The sequence below is a fragment of the Pseudomonas sp. TS_SC_3 genome, from assembly GCF_056156225.1.
Genome location: NZ_CM149586.1, coordinates 3,827,138 through 3,851,673 on the forward strand (window position 1 = coordinate 3,827,138; position 24,536 = coordinate 3,851,673).

17 protein-coding genes and 3 pseudogenes are annotated in these 24,536 nt (G+C 54.6%); 10 read left to right on the top strand and 10 right to left on the bottom strand.

What is annotated here, in order from left to right:
• Positions 1-128: 128 nt before the first annotated feature.
• Positions 129-1,091, bottom strand: coding sequence for a bifunctional GNAT family N-acetyltransferase/nucleoside diphosphate kinase regulator (locus AC0J6G_RS18005; protein ID WP_475250099.1), 963 nt, complete (start codon positions 1,089-1,091; stop codon positions 129-131).
• A 440-nt stretch (positions 1,092-1,531) separates the two neighbouring features.
• Here AC0J6G_RS18005 and AC0J6G_RS18010 point away from each other — a divergent pair, with 440 nt between their 5' ends.
• The gene (locus AC0J6G_RS18010) at positions 1,532-2,908 is read left to right on the top strand and encodes a hemolysin family protein (protein WP_475250101.1); all 1,377 of its coding nucleotides are present in this window, start codon (positions 1,532-1,534) and stop codon (positions 2,906-2,908) included.
• Positions 2,905-3,921, top strand: coding sequence for a CNNM domain-containing protein (locus AC0J6G_RS18015; RefSeq protein WP_475250103.1), 1,017 nt, complete (start codon positions 2,905-2,907; stop codon positions 3,919-3,921). The genes AC0J6G_RS18010 and AC0J6G_RS18015 overlap by 4 nt, the downstream gene beginning before the upstream one ends.
• 275 nt (positions 3,922-4,196) lie before the next feature.
• Here AC0J6G_RS18015 and AC0J6G_RS18020 read toward each other — a convergent pair.
• From AC0J6G_RS18020 to AC0J6G_RS18030, 3 genes and pseudogenes are all read right to left on the bottom strand, one after another.
• Positions 4,197-4,866, bottom strand: a pseudogene (locus AC0J6G_RS18020) (TraX family protein).
• 196 nt (positions 4,867-5,062) lie between these two features.
• Positions 5,063-6,213 (bottom strand): IS3 family transposase gene (locus AC0J6G_RS18025; RefSeq protein ID WP_475249676.1). Its coding sequence is split into 2 segments (ribosomal slippage): positions 5,063-5,970 and positions 5,970-6,213, totalling 1,152 coding nucleotides; the frame shifts between segments, so codons are not numbered across the junction.
• A gap of 266 nt (positions 6,214-6,479) precedes the next feature.
• A complete protein-coding gene (locus AC0J6G_RS18030) occupies positions 6,480-6,767 on the bottom strand; it encodes a metal-sensing transcriptional repressor (protein WP_475250105.1) in 288 nt (95 codons plus the stop codon).
• A 118-nt stretch (positions 6,768-6,885) separates the two neighbouring features.
• Here AC0J6G_RS18030 and AC0J6G_RS18035 point away from each other — a divergent pair, with 118 nt between their 5' ends.
• The 8 genes and pseudogenes from AC0J6G_RS18035 (at position 6,886) to AC0J6G_RS18070 (ending at position 16,831) form a co-directional block, all read left to right on the top strand.
• On the top strand, positions 6,886-7,245 hold the full coding sequence (locus AC0J6G_RS18035; RefSeq protein ID WP_475250107.1) for a hypothetical protein: 360 nt from the start codon (positions 6,886-6,888) through the stop codon (positions 7,243-7,245).
• 47 nt (positions 7,246-7,292) lie between these two features.
• Entirely contained in the window at positions 7,293-8,033 is a 741-nt protein-coding gene (locus tag AC0J6G_RS18040; RefSeq protein WP_475250109.1) for a HupE/UreJ family protein, read from the top strand.
• 12 nt (positions 8,034-8,045) lie between these two features.
• Positions 8,046-8,700, top strand: a pseudogene (locus AC0J6G_RS18045) (transmembrane anchor protein).
• A gap of 536 nt (positions 8,701-9,236) precedes the next feature.
• Positions 9,237-10,592 carry a tyrosine-type recombinase/integrase gene (locus tag AC0J6G_RS18050; protein WP_475250111.1) on the top strand — a complete coding sequence of 452 codons (1,356 nt, stop codon included), beginning with the start codon at positions 9,237-9,239 and terminating at the stop codon, positions 10,590-10,592.
• Between the two features lie 112 nt (positions 10,593-10,704).
• The gene (locus AC0J6G_RS18055) at positions 10,705-11,001 is read left to right on the top strand and encodes a helix-turn-helix domain-containing protein (protein WP_475250113.1); all 297 of its coding nucleotides are present in this window, start codon (positions 10,705-10,707) and stop codon (positions 10,999-11,001) included.
• Entirely contained in the window at positions 10,998-12,239 is a 1,242-nt protein-coding gene (locus AC0J6G_RS18060) for a type II toxin-antitoxin system HipA family toxin (protein WP_475250115.1), read from the top strand. Before AC0J6G_RS18055 ends, AC0J6G_RS18060 begins: the two co-directional genes overlap by 4 nt.
• 55 nt (positions 12,240-12,294) lie before the next feature.
• On the top strand, positions 12,295-12,951 hold the full coding sequence (locus AC0J6G_RS18065; RefSeq protein ID WP_475250117.1) for a hypothetical protein: 657 nt from the start codon (positions 12,295-12,297) through the stop codon (positions 12,949-12,951).
• Positions 12,952-13,018: 67 nt separating this feature from the next.
• Positions 13,019-16,831: a DUF3427 domain-containing protein gene (locus AC0J6G_RS18070; protein ID WP_475250119.1), complete on the top strand. Its 3,813-nt coding sequence runs from the start codon at positions 13,019-13,021 to the stop codon at positions 16,829-16,831.
• 93 nt (positions 16,832-16,924) lie between these two features.
• Here AC0J6G_RS18070 and AC0J6G_RS18075 read toward each other — a convergent pair whose 3' ends face one another.
• From AC0J6G_RS18075 to AC0J6G_RS18100, 6 genes and pseudogenes are all read right to left on the bottom strand, one after another.
• Positions 16,925-17,512 (bottom strand): condensin complex protein MksE, encoded by a 588-nt coding sequence (locus AC0J6G_RS18075; RefSeq protein ID WP_475250121.1) that lies wholly within the window; start codon positions 17,510-17,512, stop codon positions 16,925-16,927.
• Positions 17,505-18,932, bottom strand: coding sequence for a hypothetical protein (locus AC0J6G_RS18080; RefSeq protein WP_475250123.1), 1,428 nt, complete (start codon positions 18,930-18,932; stop codon positions 17,505-17,507). Before AC0J6G_RS18080 ends, AC0J6G_RS18075 begins: the two co-directional genes overlap by 8 nt.
• A complete protein-coding gene (locus tag AC0J6G_RS18085) occupies positions 18,932-21,850 on the bottom strand; it encodes a hypothetical protein (protein ID WP_475250125.1) in 2,919 nt (972 codons plus the stop codon). The genes AC0J6G_RS18080 and AC0J6G_RS18085 overlap by 1 nt, the downstream gene beginning before the upstream one ends.
• 17 nt (positions 21,851-21,867) lie before the next feature.
• Complete coding sequence (locus AC0J6G_RS18090; RefSeq protein ID WP_475250127.1) at positions 21,868-22,602, bottom strand: Wadjet anti-phage system protein JetD domain-containing protein; 735 nt, start codon at positions 22,600-22,602, stop codon at positions 21,868-21,870.
• A 283-nt stretch (positions 22,603-22,885) separates the two neighbouring features.
• Positions 22,886-23,056: pseudogene (locus AC0J6G_RS18095) on the bottom strand (ATP-binding protein); the annotation flags it as partial.
• A gap of 178 nt (positions 23,057-23,234) precedes the next feature.
• Complete coding sequence (locus AC0J6G_RS18100) at positions 23,235-24,179, bottom strand: site-specific integrase (RefSeq protein WP_475250129.1); 945 nt, start codon at positions 24,177-24,179, stop codon at positions 23,235-23,237.
• Positions 24,180-24,536: the final 357 nt, after the last annotated feature.

Here is a 24,536-nt window from a genome sequence, read left to right on the forward strand (position 1 = left end):
GTAAAAGTGCCGGTTCGCCATGATGTGAATCGTGGGCTATGTCGAAAATGTTCATGGGTTTCAGCAAGCGCAGCCCTGTCCTTTGCGGACTTTGCGCCTGATAAACGAACACTGAGTTTAAGGCGCCATTACAGGTGGAAATCGCCCGCGGCCTCCGGTTGGTAAAGCACTTTCCTGATCTCAATCCGGCGGGTCCGATCAGAAATTCGCCAGTCGATAGCGTCACCTTCCTGATAGCCCAGGATGGCGGCGCCGATGTCGGAACACACGGAATGCTTGCCGACGCTGCTGTCCGCGTCTTCAGGGTAGACCAACGCCACTTCGATCTCTTCGTCGTCCAACTGCAGCAGGGCTCTAGAGTTCATCGTGACGACATTGCGCGCCACCTGCTGCGGCTTGACGACAATGGCTCGCTCAAGCTCATGTTCGAGTTCAACAACGGCTGGGCCTTGCTCAAGCGCGATCAGACTCTCAAGCCTGGCCTTGTCGATTTCAGTGATGTAGATCCCAGTGGCGTCGGCAACAGCCCCTTCGCGCAAGCACTTGAGATAGCGCCCCGCCGTCATGGAAAATGCCTTCAATGTCGGCGTTTCGCTCTCAAGCAGAAAGCCGCTGCGCAAGAAAGCTTTAAGTGAACGCACATTGTCTGGGTGGATCTTGGCGATGAGCTTCTCGGCCCGCATGTCGAGGAAGGCCAGTTTCATGCCTTCGCGGATCGTGCGGGCACCAAGGTTTTGGCCCCATTTGGCGCTGTCTCCGATGGCCAGGACTATCTCGCAATTCGAGCCTGTTTTGATGAGGCGGACAAAGCCCACCGGAGCGTCATGCCGATCATAGGCCATGAAGAATCGGCCTCCCCGGTTGAATAGATGGGTCAGGATCGGCAATTGAGTCCGATCAATGGCTTGCTCGATGGAGCGAGAGACATGACGCGAATCGCTGAGGTAGCAGGTAACGCGCTCATCCTCCAACCAATCCATCAGCGTCAGCGCGTGTGCCCGAGTAATTTCAGGGCACAGCGAAATGAAAGGCTTGTTCATCTTCACCACACGTATTTGGAAATGATGAAAGCCCTTCATGGCTATGGCCATGACGGTTCTTTCGGCAACGGGTGATTTTAAAACATAACGCGAGCAAATGCCGAACAGCCCCGCACGTTCCTTCACAAGCGGTTTTAGGGATTCGCATGATCCGGCATGTGGACGCGGCGTAAAAATGGCCGCGTTCTTCGAATTCCTCCCGTGGCACTGGTTGGCGGAACAAGTAGCCTTGAACGCTCCTGCAGTCGTTGTCGAGTAGCAACAGGCGTTGTTCTGCAGTTGTGCTGGTATGCAGCCAGCCGCGCTTTTCCAGTTTCTAAACCATCGGTCGATTGGAATTGGTATTCATAAACGGAAAAGGTTCTCTGGCTAGACGACACGGAGCAAACGCCCGTATTCTCTCGATCCCTTATCAGCATGGACTCCTTCGTGGACCCCAGCCCCGCTACACTCAGCCGCCGTCCTGATTCTCAGTTTTGGCGTGCCGCCAAATGATCGAACCTATCCTTACTCTTCTTCTTGGCATCCTGGTCATCCTGGCGATCATCGCGGTGAATGGCTATTTTGTTGCGCAAGAATTCGCCTATATGGCGGTTGACCGTACCCGGCTTGCAGCATTGGCTGCTGCGGGTGATCCATCGGCAAAGCGCGCATTAGCGGTCACGAACCGTACAAGCTTTATGCTGTCGGGTGCCCAACTGGGCATTACCGTCACAGGCCTGCTTGTGGGTTACGTCGCAGAGCCTTTGGTCGGTGAGTCACTGGGCGTTCTGCTCGCAGGAACCGGTATTCCGGTTGACGCCAGGGTAGCCGTCGGCACCGGGCTGGCGCTGGTTGCCGCGACGATTATCCAAATGATCGTCGGTGAGCTTTATCCGAAGAACCTTGCCATTGCTAACCCAGAGCCGCTGTCGCTCGGGCTTGCCCGCTCTACGCTCTTTTATATGTCGGCTTTTGGCTGGCTAATTAGTTTCTTCGACAAGTCCGCTAACTTGCTCCTGAAGTTACTGCGTATCGAGCCGATTCATGACCTCGATGTGAGCGCTTCGGCGACCGATCTGCCGCACATCATCGCGGACTCGCGTGACAGTGGCGACTTGCCACGTGAGCTTTCGCTCATGATGGATCGCATCCTCGACTTCCCCCAACGCAACGTTGAGCACGCGATGGTGCCCCGTTCTCAAGTGGACTGGGTGGAACCCGATACGACACTCGAAGAGCTGCGAGGGCTGATGGCCCGTGCCCACACCCGTTACCCGGTGATTGATGACGATGACGCCCCTGTGGGCGTTGTTCACCTGGCTGACGTGCTAGCGCGTCTCGACTTGGGGAACGGGAGTGAGACCGTTGCGTCGTTGATGCGCCCCGCCAAGGTGCTGCCGACATTGATGCTGCTGCCCGATGCGCTTGATCAGTTGGTGCAAACAACCAACCAGCTAGCTTGCGTCATCGATGAGTACGGCGGTTTCGCCGGGGTGCTCACGATTGAAGATCTCGCCATGGAAATCGTCGGTGAGATTACCGATGAGCATGATGCGGAAGGCGGCGATGCCGTCGTGTCTGAGGGTGAAAACACTTGGACAATGGAGGGCGACGTTCACCTGGACGAGGTTAGGCGTATTATTGGTCACGACCTGCCGCGCGTTGATGTTGAGACGGTGGCCGGCATGCTGATCGCTGAGCTTGGTGCACTGCCAGCGGAAGGCGAGACGGTCACCGTTGACCTGCCTATTGATGCTGCCGAGCTGATCTCCGACGAGCCGGTGAGGTATCGACTCGAAGTGGATGTATTGCGTATTGAGCGGCACGTACCGACTGAGGTTCGCGTGCGGCTGGTCAAAGTGCCTATGGCGGAGGAAGGCCAATGAATGATCCGCTGATAGTCTCACTTGCGACAATCGCGCTCATCGCCTTAAGCGGCCTGTTTGTTGTCATCGAGTTCGCATTGCTCGGTGCTCGCCGGCACCGCCTAGAAGAGCTGGCTGTTAACAGTTCGTCCGCTCGTGCTGCCCTGCGTGGCATGAATGATTTGACGCTCATGCTTGCCGGCGCTCAGTTGGGTATCACCCTGTGTACCTTTGCCCTGGGGGCGGTGACAAAACCTGCCGTCGACTTTTGGCTCGGCCCGGTGTTCACCGCGTGGGGCATGCCGGAGTGGGCTGCGGGTGGTGCTGCGTTCGGTTTCGCGCTTTTCCTGGTGACGTTCCTGCACCTGGTTGTCGGCGAAATGGCACCCAAATCCTGGGCCATTGCCCACCCGGAAAGATCGGCGCTGGCGATTGGCATCGTCTCGCGTATTTATATCTGGCCGCTGCGTCCGCTGCTGAGTTGGGTCAATCGAATTGCTAACCGCTTGGTCAAGGCCTCAGGTGTTGAGCCCGTCGAAAGTGCTGCTGTGGGTGGTCAGGATATTGAGACCATCCGCCAGCTGGTTGAGCATTCGGCGAAAGTCGGCACGCTGATGCCGCAGATGCAGCAGCAGATTTCAGGCTTGATCGACCTCGGCACGTTGCCCGTCGAAGCGCTGCTGGTTGAGGGTGAGGCACTGGTTCACGTTACGCGCGATGCAACGGTGGCGGATGTGCGCGCTGCGGCCATTGAGTCCGGGCACCTGCGCATTCTTGTGTTGGGCACCGAGGGCATCCAACCCTCGGTGGTTCACGTCCGCGATACCTTGCTTGAGTCGGAGACTCGGCCTGCGCACGAGCTTGCGCGAGAGGCTTTTGTGCTGGACGCGAAAACACCGGTTTATGAAGCACTTTCACGCATGCGCAAATCGAGCGTTCAGCTTGCGTTAGTCGTGAGCGCTGATCGCTTGCTTGGTGTTGTAACGCTGGCCGACATCCTCAAAAGAGTGCTCCCAGCGGCCTCCACTGCCTAGCGGCGCGCACTCAATATGGGGCGCTTCCCTGTACGGTTGCTGATCACACGCATCACGTTAAGCAGTTGGTTAGGAATTAACACTGCTCACGGGTTATCTCGGAGCTGGGCTGAATGACCGGAATGGCTTATTGGGGTCATTCAGCCATGGGTGATCGCTGTGACTTGTGGTCAAGCCGTATGCAAATGTGGGGCGTCGACAGGGCACTTGATTACTCAAGTACGAGCGCCGTTGCGCTTCAAACATCTAGCGGACGTTAAGTCGAGAAACCTGTACTAGACGAGCGTGCGAAGCAGGTGCAGCGCTGCTAGATGACCGGGGTAGAACCAATAGCCCCAGCGAGTGACGGGCCAGATTTTGAAATAGCTCGCTCGACGCAGTAGCCATAGCCCGAGTAGGGGGGCTGCGAATGCAGTGAGCAGAATCAGCAGGGTCTTGGGCTGCAAGTCCCATTCTGCGTACCAGCGGTTGCGGCTGTTGGCCAGCATGCAAAGTGCCGCAGGTAATAGCCACGCGATACCAGGGCGCTGTATCGCGAGTAACAATGCTGCCGGCAGCAGCGCACCGAAAATCCCATACATTAGGCGTTCCTGCATCAGCACAGCCGTGCACGCCCCATGCGATTAGCAGACCGAGCAACAGCGAAGGCATGACGTTGAGCGTGCTGCTGTCGCTGGACAGTAGGCGATAAGGCAGCTCCGAGATGAGCGCGAAGGCGACCATCCAACCCAGATAACGCGTGTTGCCGTCGCTGTACAGCGCACCGGATTTTGAGCGCGCGACGTTGGCTGCGATGCCTATACAGAACAGCGGAAAAGCTAAACGTCCGATGATGAATAGCCAATGGGCTTCAGGCCAGAGATGGCGCAGGTGATCCAGCAGCATGGTCAGCATCGCCAGCCACTTGATCAGATCCAGATTAGCGTCGCGTACATGCGGGCTCATCCGAGCCACCCAAGCGGCAGCGTAGCCAGCAGTGAGTAGTTGGCCATCGTAACGATCAACAGAAAACTCCAGAAGGGTTCGCACAAAGCATCGGTTAACTGGGTAAGCGGCTCACTAGCAACCGGCACTCAACAGAGCCGCTGCCACTGCGCGAAACGATGATAAACCTGCTGAGGCGTGAATCGCCCCGGATTCCCTAGACACTTTCCAGGCTCAGTAAATGTCGCTTCTCAAACTCTACCGGTGACAGCTGGTTGTTGAAACCATGCCGGCGTTTTGGGTTGTAGAACATCTCGATGTAATCGAACACATCGGCTCTGGCATCCTGCCTGGTGCTGTAGATCTTCCGCCTGATCCGCTCCCGCTTCAGCAGCTGGAAAAAACTTTCTGCTACCGCGTTGTCATGGCAGTTGCCACGTCGACTCATGCTGCCAAGCAAGTTGTTGGCTTTCAGGAAACTCTGCCAGTCGCCGCTGCTGAACTGGCTGCCCTGGTCTGAGTGAATCATCACTTCCTGCTTTGGCTTGCGTCGCCAAACCGCCATCAGCAAGGCATCAATAGCCAGGTCGCAGGTCATCTGCGGTTTCATTGACCAACCGATTACCTGCCGCGAAAACAGGTCTAGCACCACCGCCAAATACAACCAGCCCTCATAGGTGCGGATGTATGTTATGTCCGTGACCCAGACTTTGTTGGGTTCGGTGACATTGAATCGACGCTCAAGATGATTCGGCGAGGCCACTGGTGGCTTGCCACCATAACGTCCCGGACGCCGCCGATACCCCGTCTGCGAACGCAGCCCTTCCTGGCGCATTAGCCGAGCAACGCGATGCCTTCCGCACTGTTCTCCAAGCTCACGCAGATCGTCATGGATTTTGCGGTAGCCGTACACACCACCGCTCTCTAGCCACGAGTGCTTGATCAGACCAAGCAGACGTTGATCATCCTTGGCTCGTGCTGACTTCGGTTCAGCCAGCCAGGCGTAGTAACCGCTGGCATGTACTTTCAGAGTCAGGCACAGACGACGAACCGAATAGTCTGCGGATAGCTGATTGATGAAGGCGTACTTCAGCCGCACTCCTTGGCAAAGTACGCGGCGGCCTTTTTTAGGATGTCTCGCTCTTCGGTCACGCGCTTGAGTTCAGCACGCAGACGACGTAGCTCAGCTTGCTGGTCGTCCTCTTGCGCTCGCTGCTCTTGGGGCTTGCTGTAGCGCTTCACCCAGGCATACAGGCTGTGTGTAGACATGCCCAAACGAGCAGCTACCTCAGCCACCGGCAGACCTCGCTCGGTCACCTGTTTGACTGCTTCGATTTTGAATTCTTCGGGATAACGCGGGTTGCTCATGGCACCTCCTAATGGGCCGTATTATGAGGCCTGGAGGTGTCTACGAAACTAGGGGCGATTCAGCGTCACGGGCTTGTCTTCGCAAACGGCAAAGCGCTTACCAGTATGTTTAGTCTGCGTGGCTGTCGATCAGCAGTAACCCGACGCGCACTGTCTCCGACTGCATAGGCAGCAGCGTGGCAGCATACAAAACGGTGAGGCTTAGCCTGAAATAGCCGACTAACTTCCTGTTATAGCTGTTCGGTGAAGCGCGGCATGAGAGGGGGCTAGAGATACTTGGTGATTTGCTTGAAATCTTCGAGTGATACGCGCTCGCCCATCGCAAGTGCTTCGGCTGTGTGCTCAAGGCAGTGGTCGATATGGTCTTGGATAAGCACGCGCTTGGCTTGGCAGACCGCTTTCTCTACGGCATGCAGTTGCTGAGCGATGTCAACGCAGGCTCTACTGTCTTCGATCATGGTGACGATGCTGCGCAGATGACCCTCCGCACGCTTCAACCTTTTGATGATGTCGCCATGACTTTGGTGCTGGTGGCCGTGTTCGTGATCGCCCATGCCTTGAGTCTCGTACGTCGATGAATTACGCTCGCATGCTATCCCCCTGGGGGGGATGTGGTCAAACCAGCGACTCCTCCAGAAAAGATAACCGCTTAAGCATTGAAAGAATCACGACATGCTCAGCAAGCCCATCAGCGCCATGGTGATTGTTGCCCTTGCTCTCGCCATTTTGTTGGCTTGGGCCGGGCACACGTCTGCGCTCTTCATGGGGTCGAGTCAGTCAGCCTGGAATGGCAGCGGCGGCGCACATTCGCATGCTCACGGCGATGGCGCATTTGTCTGCGCGGCGTGTGCTGACCACTACCATTCCTCACTTGCAGCCGAGCATGTGCATGAAACACCGCACCTGACCACGCTGCTAAACATCGGCACACTGCCAGAGCGTGCGCAGCCGATAGAAGCCCTTCGTTACTCCCTTCCCCCACGTCCGATCTTTCTGATCGAGCGACCACCACGCTCTCCATTCGTGCTCTGACACAGGCCGCCTTGCGGCCCAAGACCACCGAAATTTAGGACACCACTATGCATTCGCTATCTATGGGCGCAATGGACGCATCTGCCGTGCGCCCAAATCGCGCGCTACTACTACTGTTGCTGCTGCTTGCGGCATTGCTGTTTCTCGGCATGCCCGACGCGCTGGCCCACGCAGTTGCCGAAGGCGACAAGGGCTTCATCCAGGAAAGCTCCGGGGTGATGGTGCTGCCGTTCATCTACATGGGCGCCAAGCACATGGTCACCGGCTACGACCACCTGCTGTTCCTCTTCGGGGTGATCTTCTTTCTCTACCGCCTGAAAGACGTAGGCCTCTACGTCACGCTGTTCGCCGTGGGCCACACCGTGACGCTACTGTTCGGCGTGCTGGCAGAAATCAGCATCAGCGCCTATGTGATCGACGCCATCATCGGCTTCTCGGTGGTGTACAAGGCGCTGGATAACCTGGGCGCGTTCAAGCGCTGGTTTGGCTATCAGCCCAATACCAAAGGGGCCACGCTGATCTTCGGCTTGCTGCATGGCTTTGGTCTGGCGACCAAGATCCAGGAATACGAGATCTCGGCAGACGGCCTGATCACCAACCTGATTGCCTTTAATGTCGGCGTAGAAATCGGTCAGTTGCTGGCCTTGAGCGCCATTCTGATTGTCATGGGCTACTGGCGACGCACCGCCAGCTTTTGGCGTCATGCCTACACCGCCAACGTCGCCATGATGAGCGCCGGTTTCCTCTTGATGGGTTACCAGCTCACCGGCCTGATCGTTTCTCAGTAAGGAATTCTCAACATGTTCAATAGCCAACTTCCAACCCAGAGCGAGTTGCCGACCAGCCGCCAACTGCTGCGCTCAACCTTACTTGCTCTGATCGCCGCCATCGTGCTGCTGGTAACCGTGGTTATGCCGGCTGAATACGGCATCGACCCCACAGGAGCCGGCCGTCTGTTGGGCTTAACCCAGATGGCCGAGGTCAAGCTGCAACTGGCCGACGAAGCTGCTGCTGATGCAGCAGCGCCTGTCGCTGCCGCTCCGCCTGTTACGCCTGCTGCCGTGGAGATTGCTCCTGAACCTGTCGTGTTAGCTCCCGCAGTTGCCGCATCAGTAGAGTCTGAGGCGAAGGTGCAGAAGCATGAAATAAGCTTTCTCCTAGCCCCCGGCCAGGGCGCCGAGATTAAGGTGGAGATGCTCAAGGGCACCCAGGTGAACTACTTTTGGACAGCCAATGGCGGCGTGGTGAATTACGACACTCACGGTGACCCATACAACGCACCGCGTGAGTTCTACCATGGCTATCAAGGGGCGTTCCACACCTGAGGATCAGGGCGTACTGGAGCCAGCTTTCGACGGTAACCACGGCTGGTTCTGGCGTAACCGCACAAGCAAACCTGTGACCGTTACGCTGCACACTGAGGGCGATTACATCGCTATCAAGCGGGTAATCTGAGGTATGCGGGGCTGGGTTAGGCTTAACCTAGGCCCGCATACAGAATTCTTTTACGTATTAACAGGCCGCTTTCGGCGATTAGCGGGCGCTAAGGGTGTCTACGAAGCTAGCGGCGATTCACCCAGGTCAACTGGCTCGTGGCGCACAAGACTGATGTCTGGTGGTAGGCGAGCGACGAAAGTGGAGTAGGGATAGTGAAACGCGAAGGGAGCGGGAAAATCGGGAACCAGAAACGAAAAAGGCCCACCTTGCGGTGAGCCTAAATCGTTTTGTGTGGTGCCGGCACCAGAAATCGAACCCGGGACCTACTGATTAAAAGACAATAACAAAAGCCTTTTATCCACAGGTCATATAGCGAAAATTGACAAGATTTACACTTTGTAAATAACTGAATAACAAGGTTTTTAACGTATTTACTGGCTTTCAGAGCTGAATATAGGCGTTGATCACTATTTAGTCAAACCCCTACCCCAACCCTACCCCAAGCGCTATAATCCCTACCCCAAACCTACCCCAGAAACGGTCAGGATTTCGGTATGACGACGCGCACGGCCATGAACGAACACACCCTCAAGCGGCTCAAATATGACCCCGCGAAAGGCCGTGTCGAATTCCTCGACCCCCCGATGCCCGGACACGGCACGTTCGGCGTGCGGGTCAACAAAACATGCAAAAGTTTCATCTTGCTCTACAGCTTTCATAACCATCCGCGCCGCCTGACCCTTGGCACTTACCCCGATTTGTCTCTCGCAGAAGCGCGCGCAAAAGCCATGCAGGCCGTTGAACTGCTCAAACAGGGGGTCGATCCCGGGCAGAAGAAAATTGTCGAGTTGGTCGAATACCGCACCAGTCCGACGTTTGAAGAGGCTGTTGTCAGCTACTTAGATTGGGCCGAAAAGAACAAGAAATCCTGGCGTGAAGATGAGCGCATGCTGCGCACTGAGTTTGTGCCTCATCTCGGGCGTACCAAGATCGGTGATGTCAGGCGTAAACAGGTCATGGCGTTGCTCGATGAAAAGGCCAAGACCGCCCCGGTGCAGGCCAACCGCCTGTTGGCGGTGATCCGCAAGATGTTCAATTTCTGCGTAGAACGCGAGATTCTCGATGCCACACCCCTGGTGCAGATCAAAAAGGTGGCCAAGGAAACGCCGCGTGAGCGCAGCCTCAATCGCCACGAGCTGGTGTGGTTTCTTCACCAATTGGCCGGCGCCTCGCTCAGTCAGAACACGCGTTTTTCCCTGTTGCTGAGTCTGATGCTGGCCCAGCGCTCCGGGCGCATCGTGGCCATGCGCTGGGTCGACTTTGACCTCAATGAGCGGATCTGGGATCGCAGTGGCAAGTTCGAGAAAAACAACAATCCGATTGCCATTCCGCTCTCGGATGATGCGTTGAGCATTCTGAATTACCTACGCGAACGGCAAATTCAGAAAGTGATGGCGGCAGACCCTGCGCGTTGGGCTGGCAGCAAAACGCGACCCAGTCCGGGACACTATGTGTTTCCGGGTCGTTGGCCCGCCAAGCCGCAAACGCAGCCCTCGCTTAACCGCGCGATGCGCCGCTTCTACGACACCTATGTGAAAGACAACGACCGCGTTGAGCAAGAGGGCTTGCTGCGCGTCGCGGATGGCTACCCGCGACCCACCGTGCATGACTTGCGCCGTACGGCGACCACGCACATGTCTAAGCAGGGGTTGGGCAAGGATGTGCGTAGTCGTATCCTCAACCACAAAGATCTGTCGGTGGATGCGATCTATGACCGCTATGCCTACTTCGACGAAAAGGATGTAGCGCTCCAGGGCTGGCATGCCTTTCTGAAGGGGCTGCTGCAGAAGGAGTTTGGTGACGTGGATTGGGTGGAGTTCTACGGGCGTCGGATGGAGGTGGTTGCGTAAGATGAAGATTAAGGGTCATAAAAGACCTTTTAATCTTGATTTAAGTAATTAATAGGCTAAATATGATCTATTGTAATGGTCATGTTTGGCTCTATTCAGCAAGGCATCCACGATGGCGCTAACCCACACGCTTTTCTCTCCACGTGAACTGGTCCAGCAGATTGGTGAGAACGCGCGTGCGCTGCGTTTGGCGCAGAATCTCTCGCGCAAGACGCTGGCCGAGCGTGCCGGTATTTCAGAATCGACCATCAAGCGTTTTGAAACGACAGGGCAAATCACCCTCGATGCGTTGGTGCTGTTGGCCTCGTCTCTGGGAGTGGCTCAGCAACTGTCTGGGTTGTTTACGCAGGCGCAGCCCGTTTCTCTGGCTGAACTCAAGCAGAGCGGGCGAGCCCGGGGGCGCAAGTGAAGAACGTGACCTCGGTCGAAGTGCTGCTCGCGGGCACCCGGGTAGGTGAGTTGGTATCCGTATCTCGGCGCGGGACGTTTTTTGCGTATGACGAGCAGTGGTTAGCGACAGGTTTCAACCTCTCGCCGCTGAACATGGAATTCAAATCCGCTCCGCAAGCCGCGCCTGACCTTCATCTGTTCGGCGGGTTGATGGGCGTGTTCGCCGATTCCCTGCCGGATGGCTGGGGGATGCTGCTGATGGATCGCTTCTTCCTGCGTGAGCGGGGTATTGATCGGCGCGCCATTACGGCCCTGGATCGGCTGGCTTATATGGGCAACCGCGCCATGGGAGCCTTGGAATATCGCCCCGTACTGGAGAAGACGGAGGCGGACTCAGCGCTTGATCTTGAGCGTTTGTACCAGGCTGCACTTGAGGTCTACGAAGGCGATACCGAGACAACGTTGGATGCCTTGCGTTTGGCGGGTGGCTCGCCTGCAGGGGCTCGACCCAAGGTGGTCGTGGCGCTGTCGCAGGATAAACAGCGGTGTGCCTCGTCATTCAAAACGTTGGCCGAGGGCTACGAGCATTGGTTGGTGAAATTTCGTGCGCCTGAAGAGCATCGTGACACCGGTGCCATCGAGTATGCCTATGCGCAAATGGCCCGGAATGCTGGGGTCGAAATGGCAGAGTCCGCACTTCTGAATGTGCAGACCGAGAGCGGGGTCGAGCGCTTCTTTGCCGCGAAGCGTTTTGATCGTGACGGTGAGCGCAAGATCCACATGCTCACCGCCTGCGGCATCCTCTACGCCGATTACCGCGCACCGTCGCTGGATTATGGTGATCTGCTTCGCGCCACCTGGGCCATTACTGGGCATGCTGGCGAGGTTGAGAGAATGGCGCGTCTGATGGTTTTCAATGCGCTTGCGCACAACCATGACGACCATTCTAAAAACTTTGCGTACCTGTTTGATCAAGGGCGCTGGGTGCTTTCTCCAGCCTATGACCTGACCTTTGCCCGCGTGCGTGGCATGGCTGATGAGCACACCACAGCTTTTGCCGGAGCAGGGCTGCCGACACGCAAGGCGTTGCGTAAGGTCTGTGAGCCGTTCAGCTTTTTAAAAGTGGATCAGTACATCGAGCAGACGCTGGATGCGCTGTCAGGCTGGCGTGGGTTATGTCGTGAACTCGACATTGTCGAGCAGCAAGCAGTGGAGATTCAGGCTGCGCTGGATCAGATCAGGGCGCGGCTTGATTGATTGAGACGCGCCAGTGCTTATTCGAGTGCACGGTTGTTAAATCAAGGAGGATCGAATGATTCGTCGACCCATCCGTGACGATGTCATGGACCTGGCCTCGCGCCTCGCTGATAAATGCCATCCGCAAGTGGCGCAGAAGCATGCAGAAGAGTTGGCTCGGTATGCGCGGCTGACGTCGGCATGCGATGCGCTGGAGTCCTTTAGCGGGTGTCGCCCCAGAATCGATGATGACGTTTTTGATGTGCTTGCCAGGCGCCGCTCGCAGGTGGCGGATCTTATCGCCCATGAGAACTTGCAAGCCTATGAGCAGGAAGCTCCTGAAGGGCTTTACTTGGCAATACCGTTCTTTTCACGCTGTTCGGATAAGCAGCCGGTTTGGTTATTAAACCGCACCGGACAGCGCATCACGTATTTACGCAGGCTGCTTTATGCCTTCGCCAGCACGGACGATGGCATCGATGAATACCAATCCGCTGGCAATGCTTTTGCCGATGGTATCGCTGCATCTTCAGAAGTCGAGCCGGGTCAGCGGTTGCAGATCGATGACTACTCCATGAGTTTTGACGGCGACTTTGTCAGCAACCGTAGAGTCATTTTGTTGATCGATGGCGTGCGCAGCGAGTGGTTTACTAGCATCTCGAAGCTAGGTGGCTTTCTACGGCATGAGAACTTACATGGCCTGCATGCACTGAAGAAAGTGAAGGAACTCTGAGGGACTGCTGTGGAACTATAGGATTCTCTGCCCTGAGCGTGGCAGACCTTTGATATCGGAGATCTAGGTGAGCAGTACTGAGGCTTATTACAACCAGCATGCCAAGCAATTCGTTGACGATACGCTTCGTGTCGATATGAGCAGCCTCTATGCGCCGTTTCTGGAAGCGTTGCCACTCAACGGTCACATTTTGGATGCTGGTTGTGGCTCTGGCCGAGATGCCCATGCGTTTCAGCAGATGGGCCATCGAGTTAGTGCCTTCGATGCCTGTGAAGAACTGGCGGGGTATGCCAGCCACCTACTGGGATCCCATGTACCAGTCAGGCGTTTCGCTGAGGTTGACGAAGTTGAGCAATATGATGGTATTTGGGCTTGCGCCAGCTTGCTACATGTACCTGAACTTCAACTTCCCGATGCCTTTGAGCGCTTATGGCGGGCGCTCAGGTCTGGTGGTGCTCTGTATTGCAGCTTTAAATTGGGGCAGTGTGAACGGGAATATCAGGGTCGCCACTTCACCGATGCAGATGAGGCGCGCATAGGCATTTGGACCCAAACGCTACAAGGCCTAAGTCGCTCAGTGTTTTGGTTGACTCAAGATCAGCGCCCCGGTCGCGATGAAAAGTGGCTTAATGTCTTACTGCATAAGCCGGTGAGCAAGCTCGTGACGGGCGGCGAGGAAAACCCATTTTTGCCTCACCTGTGCGCCGCAATTCACCAAGCGCAGCGTGTGGACATGGCGGTAGCCTTCATCAAAACCACCGGCTTACGTTTGCTGCTACCCGACCTGTTGGAGTCGTTACAGCGTAGCGATGTAGAGCTACGGCCTGCGCAACTGCGTATCCTGACCAGCGATTATCTGGACGTAACAGATCCTGAAGCGCTGCGCTTGTTGATGCTGCTGGCCGAGCAGGGGGCTGACGTGCGGGTTTACCAGAGTAATGGCAGCAGTTTCCATCTCAAGGCTTACTTATTCAGCGGGCAGGATTGGGGGCGTGCTTTTATCGGCTCCAGCAATATCAGCCGGCAAGCGCTTAAGCAGGGCCTTGAGTGGAACTATCGAATCAATTACCCCGGTGATGATGGCTATCTAGAAGCTTGTCGACGCTTCGATGAGTTGTTTGCTCATCCTCGTAATGCGGTGTTGAGTGATGCGTGGATTGAAGAGTATGAACAGCGCCGCATCAAACCCGTGCAATCCTTCGAGCCAGGCAGCACGGAATCTGAGCCGCCGCCAGTGGCAAGTTCGGTACAAAATGCAGCGTTGCAGGCTCTAAGTGCGACTCGCGAGCAGGGCTATATGCGTGGCCTGGTGGTATTGGCTACAGGCTTGGGAAAAACCTGGTTGGCTGCTTTTGACGTCAAGCAGATGGGCGCTCGCCGCGTGTTGTTTGTGGCGCACCGCGAGGAAATTTTGAATCAAGCAGCGGCGACTTTTGCGCGCATTCAGCCTTCCGCACGCATCGGTTTTTATCGTGGCCAGCAACGTGACAGTCAGGTCGACATCCTGTGTGCGTCGGTGCAAACCATCGGTAAGGTGCAGCACCTCGAGCGGTTCAAGCCCCAACACTTCGATTACATCATCGTCGATGAATTTCATCATGCCTCTGCGCCGATCTATCACCGGCTGCTCAAACATTTCGCACCGGCATTCTTGCTGGGTCTGACAGCGACTCCCGACCGCACCGACAACGCGAATATCCTAGCCCTGTGTGACGATAATCTGGTTTTTCAAAGCGATCTGTTCAGTGGCGTGAGCGAAAAGCTGCTGGTGCCGTTCCACTATTTTGGCATTTTCGACAGCGATGTGGATTACCAGAGTATTCCTTGGCGCAATGGCCGATTCGACCCTGAATTATTGGCCAACAAATTGGCCACGCTCGGCCGCGCTCGGCATGCGTTGAGCAACTGGCGCTTGCATGCGCAGACCCGTACGTTGGCTTTCTGCGTTTCGACGCGCCATGCCGATTACATGGCTGAGCATTTTCGCAAGAAGGGAGTCCGCGCCGCAGCGGTGTATGCGGACTCCCAGCTGTCGCGCGGTGAGGCGCTAGAGCAGCTTCGCGCAGGCGAGTTGCAGGTGTTGTTCTCCGTCGACCTGTTCAACGAAGGTGTCGACCTGCCGGTGATCGATACAGTGATGATGCTACGTCCCACTGAATCGAAAATTCTTTTCCTGCAACAGCTCGGGCGCGGTCTACGTAAGGCAGATGGTAAGGATAAGTTGGTGGTATTGGACTTCGTGGCCAACCACCAAAGCTTCCTACACAAGCCAATGGCTTTGATGAATTGCAGCATGAATCGTCGACAACTAGCCGAGTTCGCGCGCCAGGCAGAGCAAGGACAGTTGGACTTGCCCGAAGGATGCTTCGTTAACTATGACCTGCAGTTCATAGACTTCCTCAAGTCGTTGGACAGCGATAGCGTGCAGTTCGACTACCGCAGCCTGCGCGATACCCTGGGCCGTCGTCCAAGCCTGACCGAGTTTTACCGATCCGGTGCAAGTCTGCAGGATATGCGTCGCCAGTACGGTCATTGGTTTGCCCTGGTGGCCACAGAGGAGAGTGACCTCTCAGGGCCAGAGTGCAGACTTATCGAGATGCATGGTGACTTCTTGCGCGAGCTAGAAACCACCGCTATGACCAAGAGCTACAAGATGGTGCTTCTGGAAGCGGCTCTAGAACTGGACAGCTGGCGTGAGGCCGTCAGTCTAGATGAGTTGGCTCAGCGTTCCTGGCAAATATTGCAGCGCCGACGTCCGCTGCTGGGGGATCTTCCAGACGATTATCAAGGCATGACCCACGCACCAGACGATTGGTTGAGCTACTGGAAAAAGAACCCGATTAATGCCTGGATCAGTGGTCGCTATTTCAGCGTTGAGGACGACTTGTTCATCAGTAATGTCACGGTAGAGGAGCAGGCCATAGTGCCACTGAGCGAGCTGGTACAGGAGTTGGTGGATTACCGTCTGACCTCCTACGCGGCACGCTCCAGCCTGATGACCGCCAGTGTGCATCCGTTGCCCAGCATTCCAGAGCAGGTAGAGTTAGCCTACTTTCCGAATCTGAAAATCGCCTGCGGACATTTCAAAACAGGTCGAGCTGATTGTGAGGAGTATCGTTTGCTCGGTGCTCGTTATGGTCGAATCGATCCTGCTCGCCATTTTCTGGCCAAGGCTTCGGGTAACTCCATGGACGGCGGTAAACAGCCAGTCAGAGATGGTGATTACTTACTGTTAGAGATCATTGGTAGCGAGACTGCTGGCAAAATCACCGGCGATGTCATGGCCATTGAGCGCCAGGATGAATCCGGTGATAGCCAATACCTGCTGCGCAAAGTGCTTAAAGACTCCGGCGGTCAGTATCGGCTGCGTGCCCATAACCCGGATTACGCCGACATCTTGGTCAGTGATGAACTGCAAGAGCAGTTCCGCACTTTTGCTCGTCTGAAGGCAATCATCGATCCGCTACAGATGCAGGTTGGCCAGCGCTTTATGCGTGAAGATATCCCAGTGTTATTTGGTACTGAATTCAATGCCGGGAGCTGGAATAGCGGGCATGTGGTGATCCCAGGGTGTAGGGCTCACGTACTTCTGGTAACCCTGAACAAACAAGGCAAAGCCGAGGATCTGCGTTATCAGGACCACTGGATTGATGAGCAGCATTTCCATTGGCAGACGCAAAATCAGACGGCTCCGGATAACAAGCGAGGTAATGAGATTATCAATCACGAGTCGCTTGGTATTGGTCTGCATCTATTTGTTCGTGAGAACAAGCTAGAGAGCGGTAAGGCCGCGCCCTTCAAGTACTGCGGACAGGTTAGGTACCAGAGCCACAGCGGTAGCAAGCCGATGAGTGTGCGGTTTGAATTGTTGGAGCGTTGAGTAGCGATGCGTAGGCCTAGTGTATATGCCTGGGTCAATAATGTGCGGCAAAAGCCGGACTGATTCAAAAAGTCTAAATCGATTCAAGCCGCACTATACTGAGATATCACCTTCAGCTAATAGATCGCTAAAGAAGGCGGCGCCAGACTCACTCAGCACCAGGTTCCCCTTAGCGTTGCGATAAGCGATAAATCGGCTCTCAAGTTTACTGACGCATTCCAGCAGTGTTCCTTTCTTCATGCCGCAAGCAATCAGAACCTCCTGCTTATCCTGCCCTTTGCCGATTTCCTCTATGTGAGCGTTTGACAGACCAGCCTCATCCTTCAGAAGCACGTCCATTGTTAAGCCAAGCTCCATGACGCCCCTAAACAGCACCAGTAATAGGCCTTGAATGCTTCTAGCCAGCTCATCCTTGAACTCGGCCCTGTCCGTATCACGGACGAAGGCGAAGCCGTCACGCATGATTAGCTCGTACCCGTTTAATGAATAATGGTACTGGTAGCTATCGAAGTGTTTGTACACCTCATCAAACAAGGGATTGTATTTAAGCGTCCCCTCAATCGGAGTGTGCCGATTTAGCATCTTGCCGTTCATTAGCTGGCCGTAGATTTCCACCGCCAGCTTTTTGTTAATTCCACTGGCGCGAGCGCTCGGGATGGAGTGTGTCGATTCTTCAATCATTTGCTAGTGGCTCCATCTGAAGTCTGTAGTAGTGCAATCGCTCACGCTCAGTTTCAATGGTCGCCAGGTCAAAGGCTGGCGTGAGAACTAAGCCTTCACGCTTCTTTAGCCACTCCAAAGACATCAGCAGGTCGCAAAGCTCGTAGTCTTCAACATTGGCCTGAAGGTGTTCGTGCAGCGCCGCGTGAGTGTCTGCTAATGAACGCAACGGCCAGTGATCAATCAGTGTTCCCAGCGCAAGCAATCGGGAGTCACTTTGACGCTTAACAAAGCCAATATCGTTGACGCCCCCCTCTAGCTGGTAGACCACGCCACTGCTTACGGTGACTTGCGGCAGCGTGGTGCGCAGATGCTCGATGAGAAGCAGTCGGTGGCTTTCATCTGGCCACTGAACCTTAGCCTCAAAGCTTCTGACTTTAAGGCCGCTGAAGGTTTTGATGTTCGCTAGCGCGGGATGAGAACTTGATAGCGTATTGTCTTTTAAGCTTCCGTCCTGCAATTCACGCACAGCCTCATAGAGCCGGTTCCAGGCGCTCTCGATCTTGTCGTGAGCCAACCGGTGCGCTTCGCTCTGTTGCACGTAACGCATCATCGATGCGCTGATAACTGAGATGTCGTGTCGGTAAGACCGTATCGACTCGACTGAGTAGTAAATCATAGTGACCAGCTTGCTGTGCTGGCCGTGACTATCCAGCATGTCACCAATGCGTGTCAGGGCGGCTAACGCAGGGATACCACCCTTGATGTCGGTTTTTTCATCGAGAAACTGCAACGCTGGCAAGATGTTGCGCATGTAGATCGTGTTGATCTCTGAGAGTGCTTCACGTGCCTTATGGACCGCATTGACCTCGGTAACGTCAGCCTGGTCAACAATCTTGCCAAGGCGCTGCAAACAGCCCTGTAGAGCGCCCACGCACTCCTTCATCTTGGCTATAGCGCCGCGAATCTCTTTGCGTAGCGTGTGCACATGCTCTTTGAAATCAATATCGCTGGGTGATAGCGATGGCAGCGTGCCAAAGGCATCAAACAGGTCAGTGAAGGTCTTCCGGACAATTTCATAGTCGGAGCTGGTCAGGTGCCGGAGGCGGGCGTTATCAAAATGCCTGAACATCTCGATCACGAAGGGTGCGAAGACCATAACGCCGCGGCCTGTATCGACATGGCTAACTAGCCCTGCTCGATGCAGGTTCTCGATGCATAGAGCGCCTTCAAGCTTACGCCGTTCCGCCGGCAGCTCTCGGAACCCCCTTGTCTTTGGCGGTGGCCAATTCTCATCCAGCAACGCTCCTAGCTTTTGCTGGTAGATCAGGATGCGTACTTCGTCGCCCTCACCAACGCTATCCATGTGATCGATCAGCCCAAGGTAAAGCTCCTTGTTCTGTATCATCGTGACCAGGGCAACATCCGTCTTAACGATCATTAAGCGCCAGACTCAGCTGGTGCTGGCGCTGATGCACCAGAAATAACGCTTAACGATTCGCTGACGCCGGTATAAAGGGTCGTTCTGTAGGGGCTGTAGGACTCAGACGCGGTGAAGTAATCAAGGTTGACGTAGTTGCCGATTACTTTGCTGATGCCGGTTGTTAGGTCCGGTGTCGCCCCGAAAATACAGAATCCATCGGCCTCCGCGATTTCGCGTGCAGCACGCAGGTTCTTCACGTCCAGGTTGGAAATCTCATCCACCAGCAATGGCAGGCTGACTCGTGTATCCACTTGCAGCAGCTTCTTGAGCAGGAACGCCAGCAGCCGGCTGTTGATCATTACTGCGGTGCCTGTGGACTGGCTTTCGCTTACAAAGCTATCGCGGCCAGCGAGCTTAACCTTGTATTCGACAGACGCCAGCAGGCGGGCCATGTTCAGCCTGCCATCTTTGCGTCGATCTGAATCGAAGAACTCTGCCGAGAAGCTGCCAATACGGTCGTACAGGATGTCTGCAGGCAAATCACCTCCAGTCATGTTCACAGACTTAGCGGCATTCAACAGTTCATCGAACTGAGGGTGAAGCTTGTATTCAATGGCTACAGCGTCGACGTTGGATACCTTGATATCGGCGAGGTGCGTTTCAATCTCTTTGATGAAGTCAGCAATCAGTTTCCTGGCATGTTCAATCGTCTGCATTTGGAGCCGAGTGTCGCCGTTGTGCTCCACGACCTGGTTTTGATGCGTGCTTTCATCCAGATCCAATCGACCAAATAACAGCGCATAGGTCTCATGCAAGTGCGTTAGGGCTGTGAGGCTCAATGCACTCTGATGCGATTGGCTATCGTCCTCTAGCGCAACGGCATCCTGGAGCCTCGACACCAACTCTTTGACCTCGTTGAACTGCTTAGCCATAAGCCCCGCTTGGTCTTCGAGATGGGTGATCAGCTCCTCGGTTAGCACAACCTCTTTCCGTGCTGCGGCCGTGTAGCCTGACTGCATGAACTCTAAGCGGAACTTGATCACCCCGTTAATTCTCTTCTGCCAAGCTGAAAGCTCTTGGCCACGATCTTTGGCGGCATCACGTTTTATGCGTGCAGCCTCTTGTTCCCGCTTTGCCTCTGTTAGCTCTGTCACAAGAGTTGCATGTGCTTCGCCCAATTCTTCAAGCTCAGCTTTGGCGCTAGAAAGACTCTCTTCAGCAGTTTTATATTGGGTCTCTATCCTGGTCCGGTCACACAGCAGCTCAATGCTTTTGCCATCAGCGGTTATCTGCTTCTCCAGCTCTGCGATGGTGCTTTCAATCTGAGCCAATGGTTGTTTTGCAACCTCTGCGAGTTCATTGAGCTTATTCCGGTTTTGGCTGATCTCCTGGGTAATTAGTTCAAGCGCATTCTCGCGCTCACTCATGGCCTTTGCTGAATCGTATTCACAGAACGCTGTAGGTGTGATTCGGCCAAGGAAGCCCAGTGCGCCGGAGCGCTCATCAAATAGCGCTGTAAATTGGGTGATAGTGTTGGCGTCGACATTACCAAGCGAATCAAACTCCCCCGCGAACGCGCTCTTGTTCAACGAGTGGAGTACGCTCGCCGCACTGACGGGTAATAGGTCAAGCACAGTGGTCTTGGTGCCATTGATCTGTGCTTTTAGCAGCCTGGCCCGTTCTTCGTCTTCATTGACTTTATGCGTTAGGCTCTCGAATTGCTGGCGCAGAACCTCTCTGTTTTTTAGTGCTTCTAGCTTTTCTTTGTCGGCCTCGGATTCTGCATGGATTCCCTCAATGATTTCGTCAATGGACTTATCGCCGTAGCCGCACAGCACCTCAGAGAGGGCAAACGATTCTTTCTTTATGGCTGCGAATTGCTTGTCGAGCAGGCGAACCTCGCCATTCTTCTCTTTGTACTTTGTATCCGCTTCGGTCGTTCTGGTGGCCAGCCCCGAAACGGTTGCTGATGCTGCCGAATATTCAGCATGGCACTTCTCGCGCAGATCAACGTGTGTTGCTTCCTCACTGGAAATAGCTTGCTCGGCATCAAGAAGAAGATTTATTAGGAATGAGCCGCCATCACGAACAGCCAAGAATGCCTTATCAAAAGCATCCCAGTGAGGCTTAGCGTTACGAATGGTTTGAAGCCTAACGTGGATAGACTTCAGCTTTTCATACCGTTCAAGGATGCTCGGCAAATTGACGTTAAGCTCTGCCTCGACGCGATCCTTGCGGCTCTCGATAATTGTGGCGATGGTGTCCGGCAGCGTGCGCTTATCCTTGGCCGCAATATCAAAGGCCAGATGAATCAGCTTCTTCCATGCATCAATTTCACGAGGCTTTCCGCCCTGGCTCAGCGGCAGCAAACAAAAGCGCCCAATATCAGGCCGGTTGTGGTGGTGGTGATAAAAGCGGGCCTTGATGTTGTCGATGTCTCGAATCACTAAGCCGCCAAGGCTCTTTAGCCCACTGGCGACGGCTGAGACTGAAATCCCTTCAATGGGCGATCCTGTTCCTCCGTTTTTGCCTGACTCTTTATCCCAGAAAAGATGCTCGATGTCAGAGTAGGGTACGGGTACGCCTGTGCGCTCATAACTGAACTGCTTACCGCCTGCGTTTACTACGACACAGAAAGGGCCGTGCGGGTTTTCTGCCTCCAGCACCAAGAACGAATTTTTATCAGGGAAGTAGAAACCAAAGCTCTGTTCGCGGTTGTAGTAACCGTCTGGGTTTTTAAAGCCAAACTTATTCACGCAGTCGTTCAGGTTTTCCTCGGGCAAAAGGAAGAACTTCAGTGCATTAAGCATTGAGGTCTTGCCCTTGTTGTTCGCCCCCAACAGCGCCGTGTGCTGGTCTATCCGCACCTTCGTGTAGCAGGACGCACCACTGTTCACGAGAATGATTTGCTTAATTTTGAAGACTTCGTAAAACATCGAATTATCCGTCATCGCTATTGCGCTCCGTCCATGTGTATTGGCGCTAAATAGGTTTCTTGCTCTAGTGTTCTGCCGGTGGCGCGCATGTAGCTAATGAGCCTGTCGGTCTCCGGTGACAAATCAAGATACCTCTCGAAAAGCTCTATCCGGTGTTCAGCGCTGAGTATGTACTTAGATCGAGTGAGCCTGCCGTGCATATCAGTGGGGGATAGGAATTTTATCGCCTGTTCAGGCAGCAGGGTCCTCAGTGTCTTGAACATCCGCATGCCACCCACATCCACATCAAATAAGCAGTAGATCGCATCAAATCGCTTCAAAACGGGTGCGTTCAGGCTATTACTGATCTGATTTCCTGAGCCATAAATCAGTTCGAACTTATCAAGTTCAAACGGCAGAATCGAACCAATAAAGGCAATGGTTTCGTGAAACCGCAAGAAGTTCTCAAGGTTCTCAACGATGACGCCTATTGGTCCTAGAGGGCGCGGAACAGTCCACTCACCCTGTTCGGTGATCGCAACCGTTGGGTGCGGGTGATATTCAGAACGGAATATAAGGATCGACTCTGACACGCCTGCAGCATGGCTATTGCCATCCAGCGCAGCTCCCGTGCGCCCGTCTACTCCTGATGGCTGGAAGCGCGCCAGCAACGAATCAAACGCTATCGCATCTATGACCGTCACCGCGTAGCGGGGCTTGGATTGAGACATCTTTTGGGCAACAAGAACTCGATTGATGTCGATTTCAAGCATGCCTGCGCGCACGAGCTGGCCAATTAGGGCTTCAAAATTGATTGGCTCGCCAGCCCGGATTTTTAGCAAGTAGCTATGAGTAGTGGCCAATTAGAACCTTAGAAGTCGACAAGACGATTCCAGAAACTCTGAACAGCCAGTAAGACTGTTTGGCTGTACGCCTGCATGATGGATTGATTGAAGTGAGCGGCAGAAAGCAACTGTGGGCTCAGGACATGGTAGGGAGAAATGTACAACAAATTTTGTGTGGAAGACCGACTTGCTTGTTGGTGCTGATGGGAAATCGGTGCAACGGCAGCTTAGCCATGTTCATCTGGTGGCTCACCGAGCGCATGGCGCGATCTGTATGCTCCTCTTGCAGGAGGTGTTCGAGCAGCCACTTGGTCGAGGCTGTGTTCGACTCACCCTGCACAGTCAATTCTGCCCAAGCAGTGGCCATGCCGTGCAGACGCAGCTCTAGGTGAAGCTCAGCCCACTAATTCTCGGTATGACAATTTCCCAGCGCTAGGATTTGCTGTGCATACGGTATTCACCCTCGCTGTCTTCGGCGTAGCGAGTGATGATGCTCGCTACCTCGCATACCTCGACTTCAACTTTCAAACAGAAGGATTTTGAAGTGCACCGTGTGATCCCTAAATGTCGCGCACGCCGGCTTCCCTGCGATTCGTCATTTCCGCGAACCAGTGCCCTCGGGTCGCGGCTGGGAATTCGATTTGACCGATGGTTCGCTCTTTTCCGAAGCGGTGTGCTTTCTCTGGCTTTCGCACGTCTGAAAGATCGACGTCGTCTGCAATGCTGATGTGCAGCTTGCGGCCTTGTCCTGAGCGACGATTACCGTAAATGCTGACCGAGTCAGTTGACTGATGCCCCATGATGTATGCAATTGCTTCAGCGCTTTCACCTGATGCTTTTAGGTTCGATCCAATTTGATGGCGGAAGCTTTTCAGTGTTGGATGTTGCTTACGTCTTGGCCAGAGCGCCCGGCACTCTTTTCTCAGACGATCCCGAATGGCGGTATTGGTGCGGGGGCAGTTGCTCATCCAAGATGCCGCTTGCCTGATCAAACGAAGCACTTTGGTATTTTCGATTATCAGCGTTCGGTCAGCCCCGCGATGAAGTGGAGCGCTCTTCTTGCCGCCAATAATGTACACCACGTTGTTCACAATTGTTATTGTGCGCATTTCGCAAGGTCGAACGCCCAAGTAACTCGCCAAAATCAGCGAGGCTGCTTCGTCGATAAACTCGTTTCCTTTCAGGTGGTCGTAGAGTGCTTTGAGATCGGCATGGGGCACGGATTTTATTTTGCTCGGTTTTAGTTTGCGATCCAGCGTTGAACCGGGTGCGGTGACAGGATTTACGACCTTTCGAATTGCCTTCGCTGCCTCGCGATTATCACGTGATAATTGGTCATGCTGTAGCGCGCTCTTCAGTGTGCTGAATGAGTTCGGCTGATATTCCTGTGCGCTTGCAAGTAAGGCCGCGCAGATCTGCGCTGAAGTAGGATCGTCCTCACCGCAGCGAGTCCGATAAAAGTTGCGTGCGCGGGTTTGGTATTTCTTCAGGGTAGTGGGGTTCATGGTTGTCGCCTCTTGTTATTGTTTTGATGACAAAGGCAGCCGCATTCGCGAATGTGCGTTGGATCAGTTCTGACTACGCTGAAATTCACTACGCATTCGCTTCGTGTATTTCTCGCTTCGTCATAACTGCTCCAACGCCCCCTTACTCGCGCCGCGAGTAAGGGGGCGCGCGCTCTTACTCACGCGACACGCTTTCATCTACATTCAGCGTGCACGTGGAGCAAAAGCGCGCGCAAGTATTTGTCATCAAAAAATAAATCAGCCAGCGCAGGCGCTGAAAAAAGCGAGGTGCGGGCGCATATTGTTGGCATCTGCGTTTTTTGTTATTCATAAGTAAGTGCCGAGCACTCGGGCCAT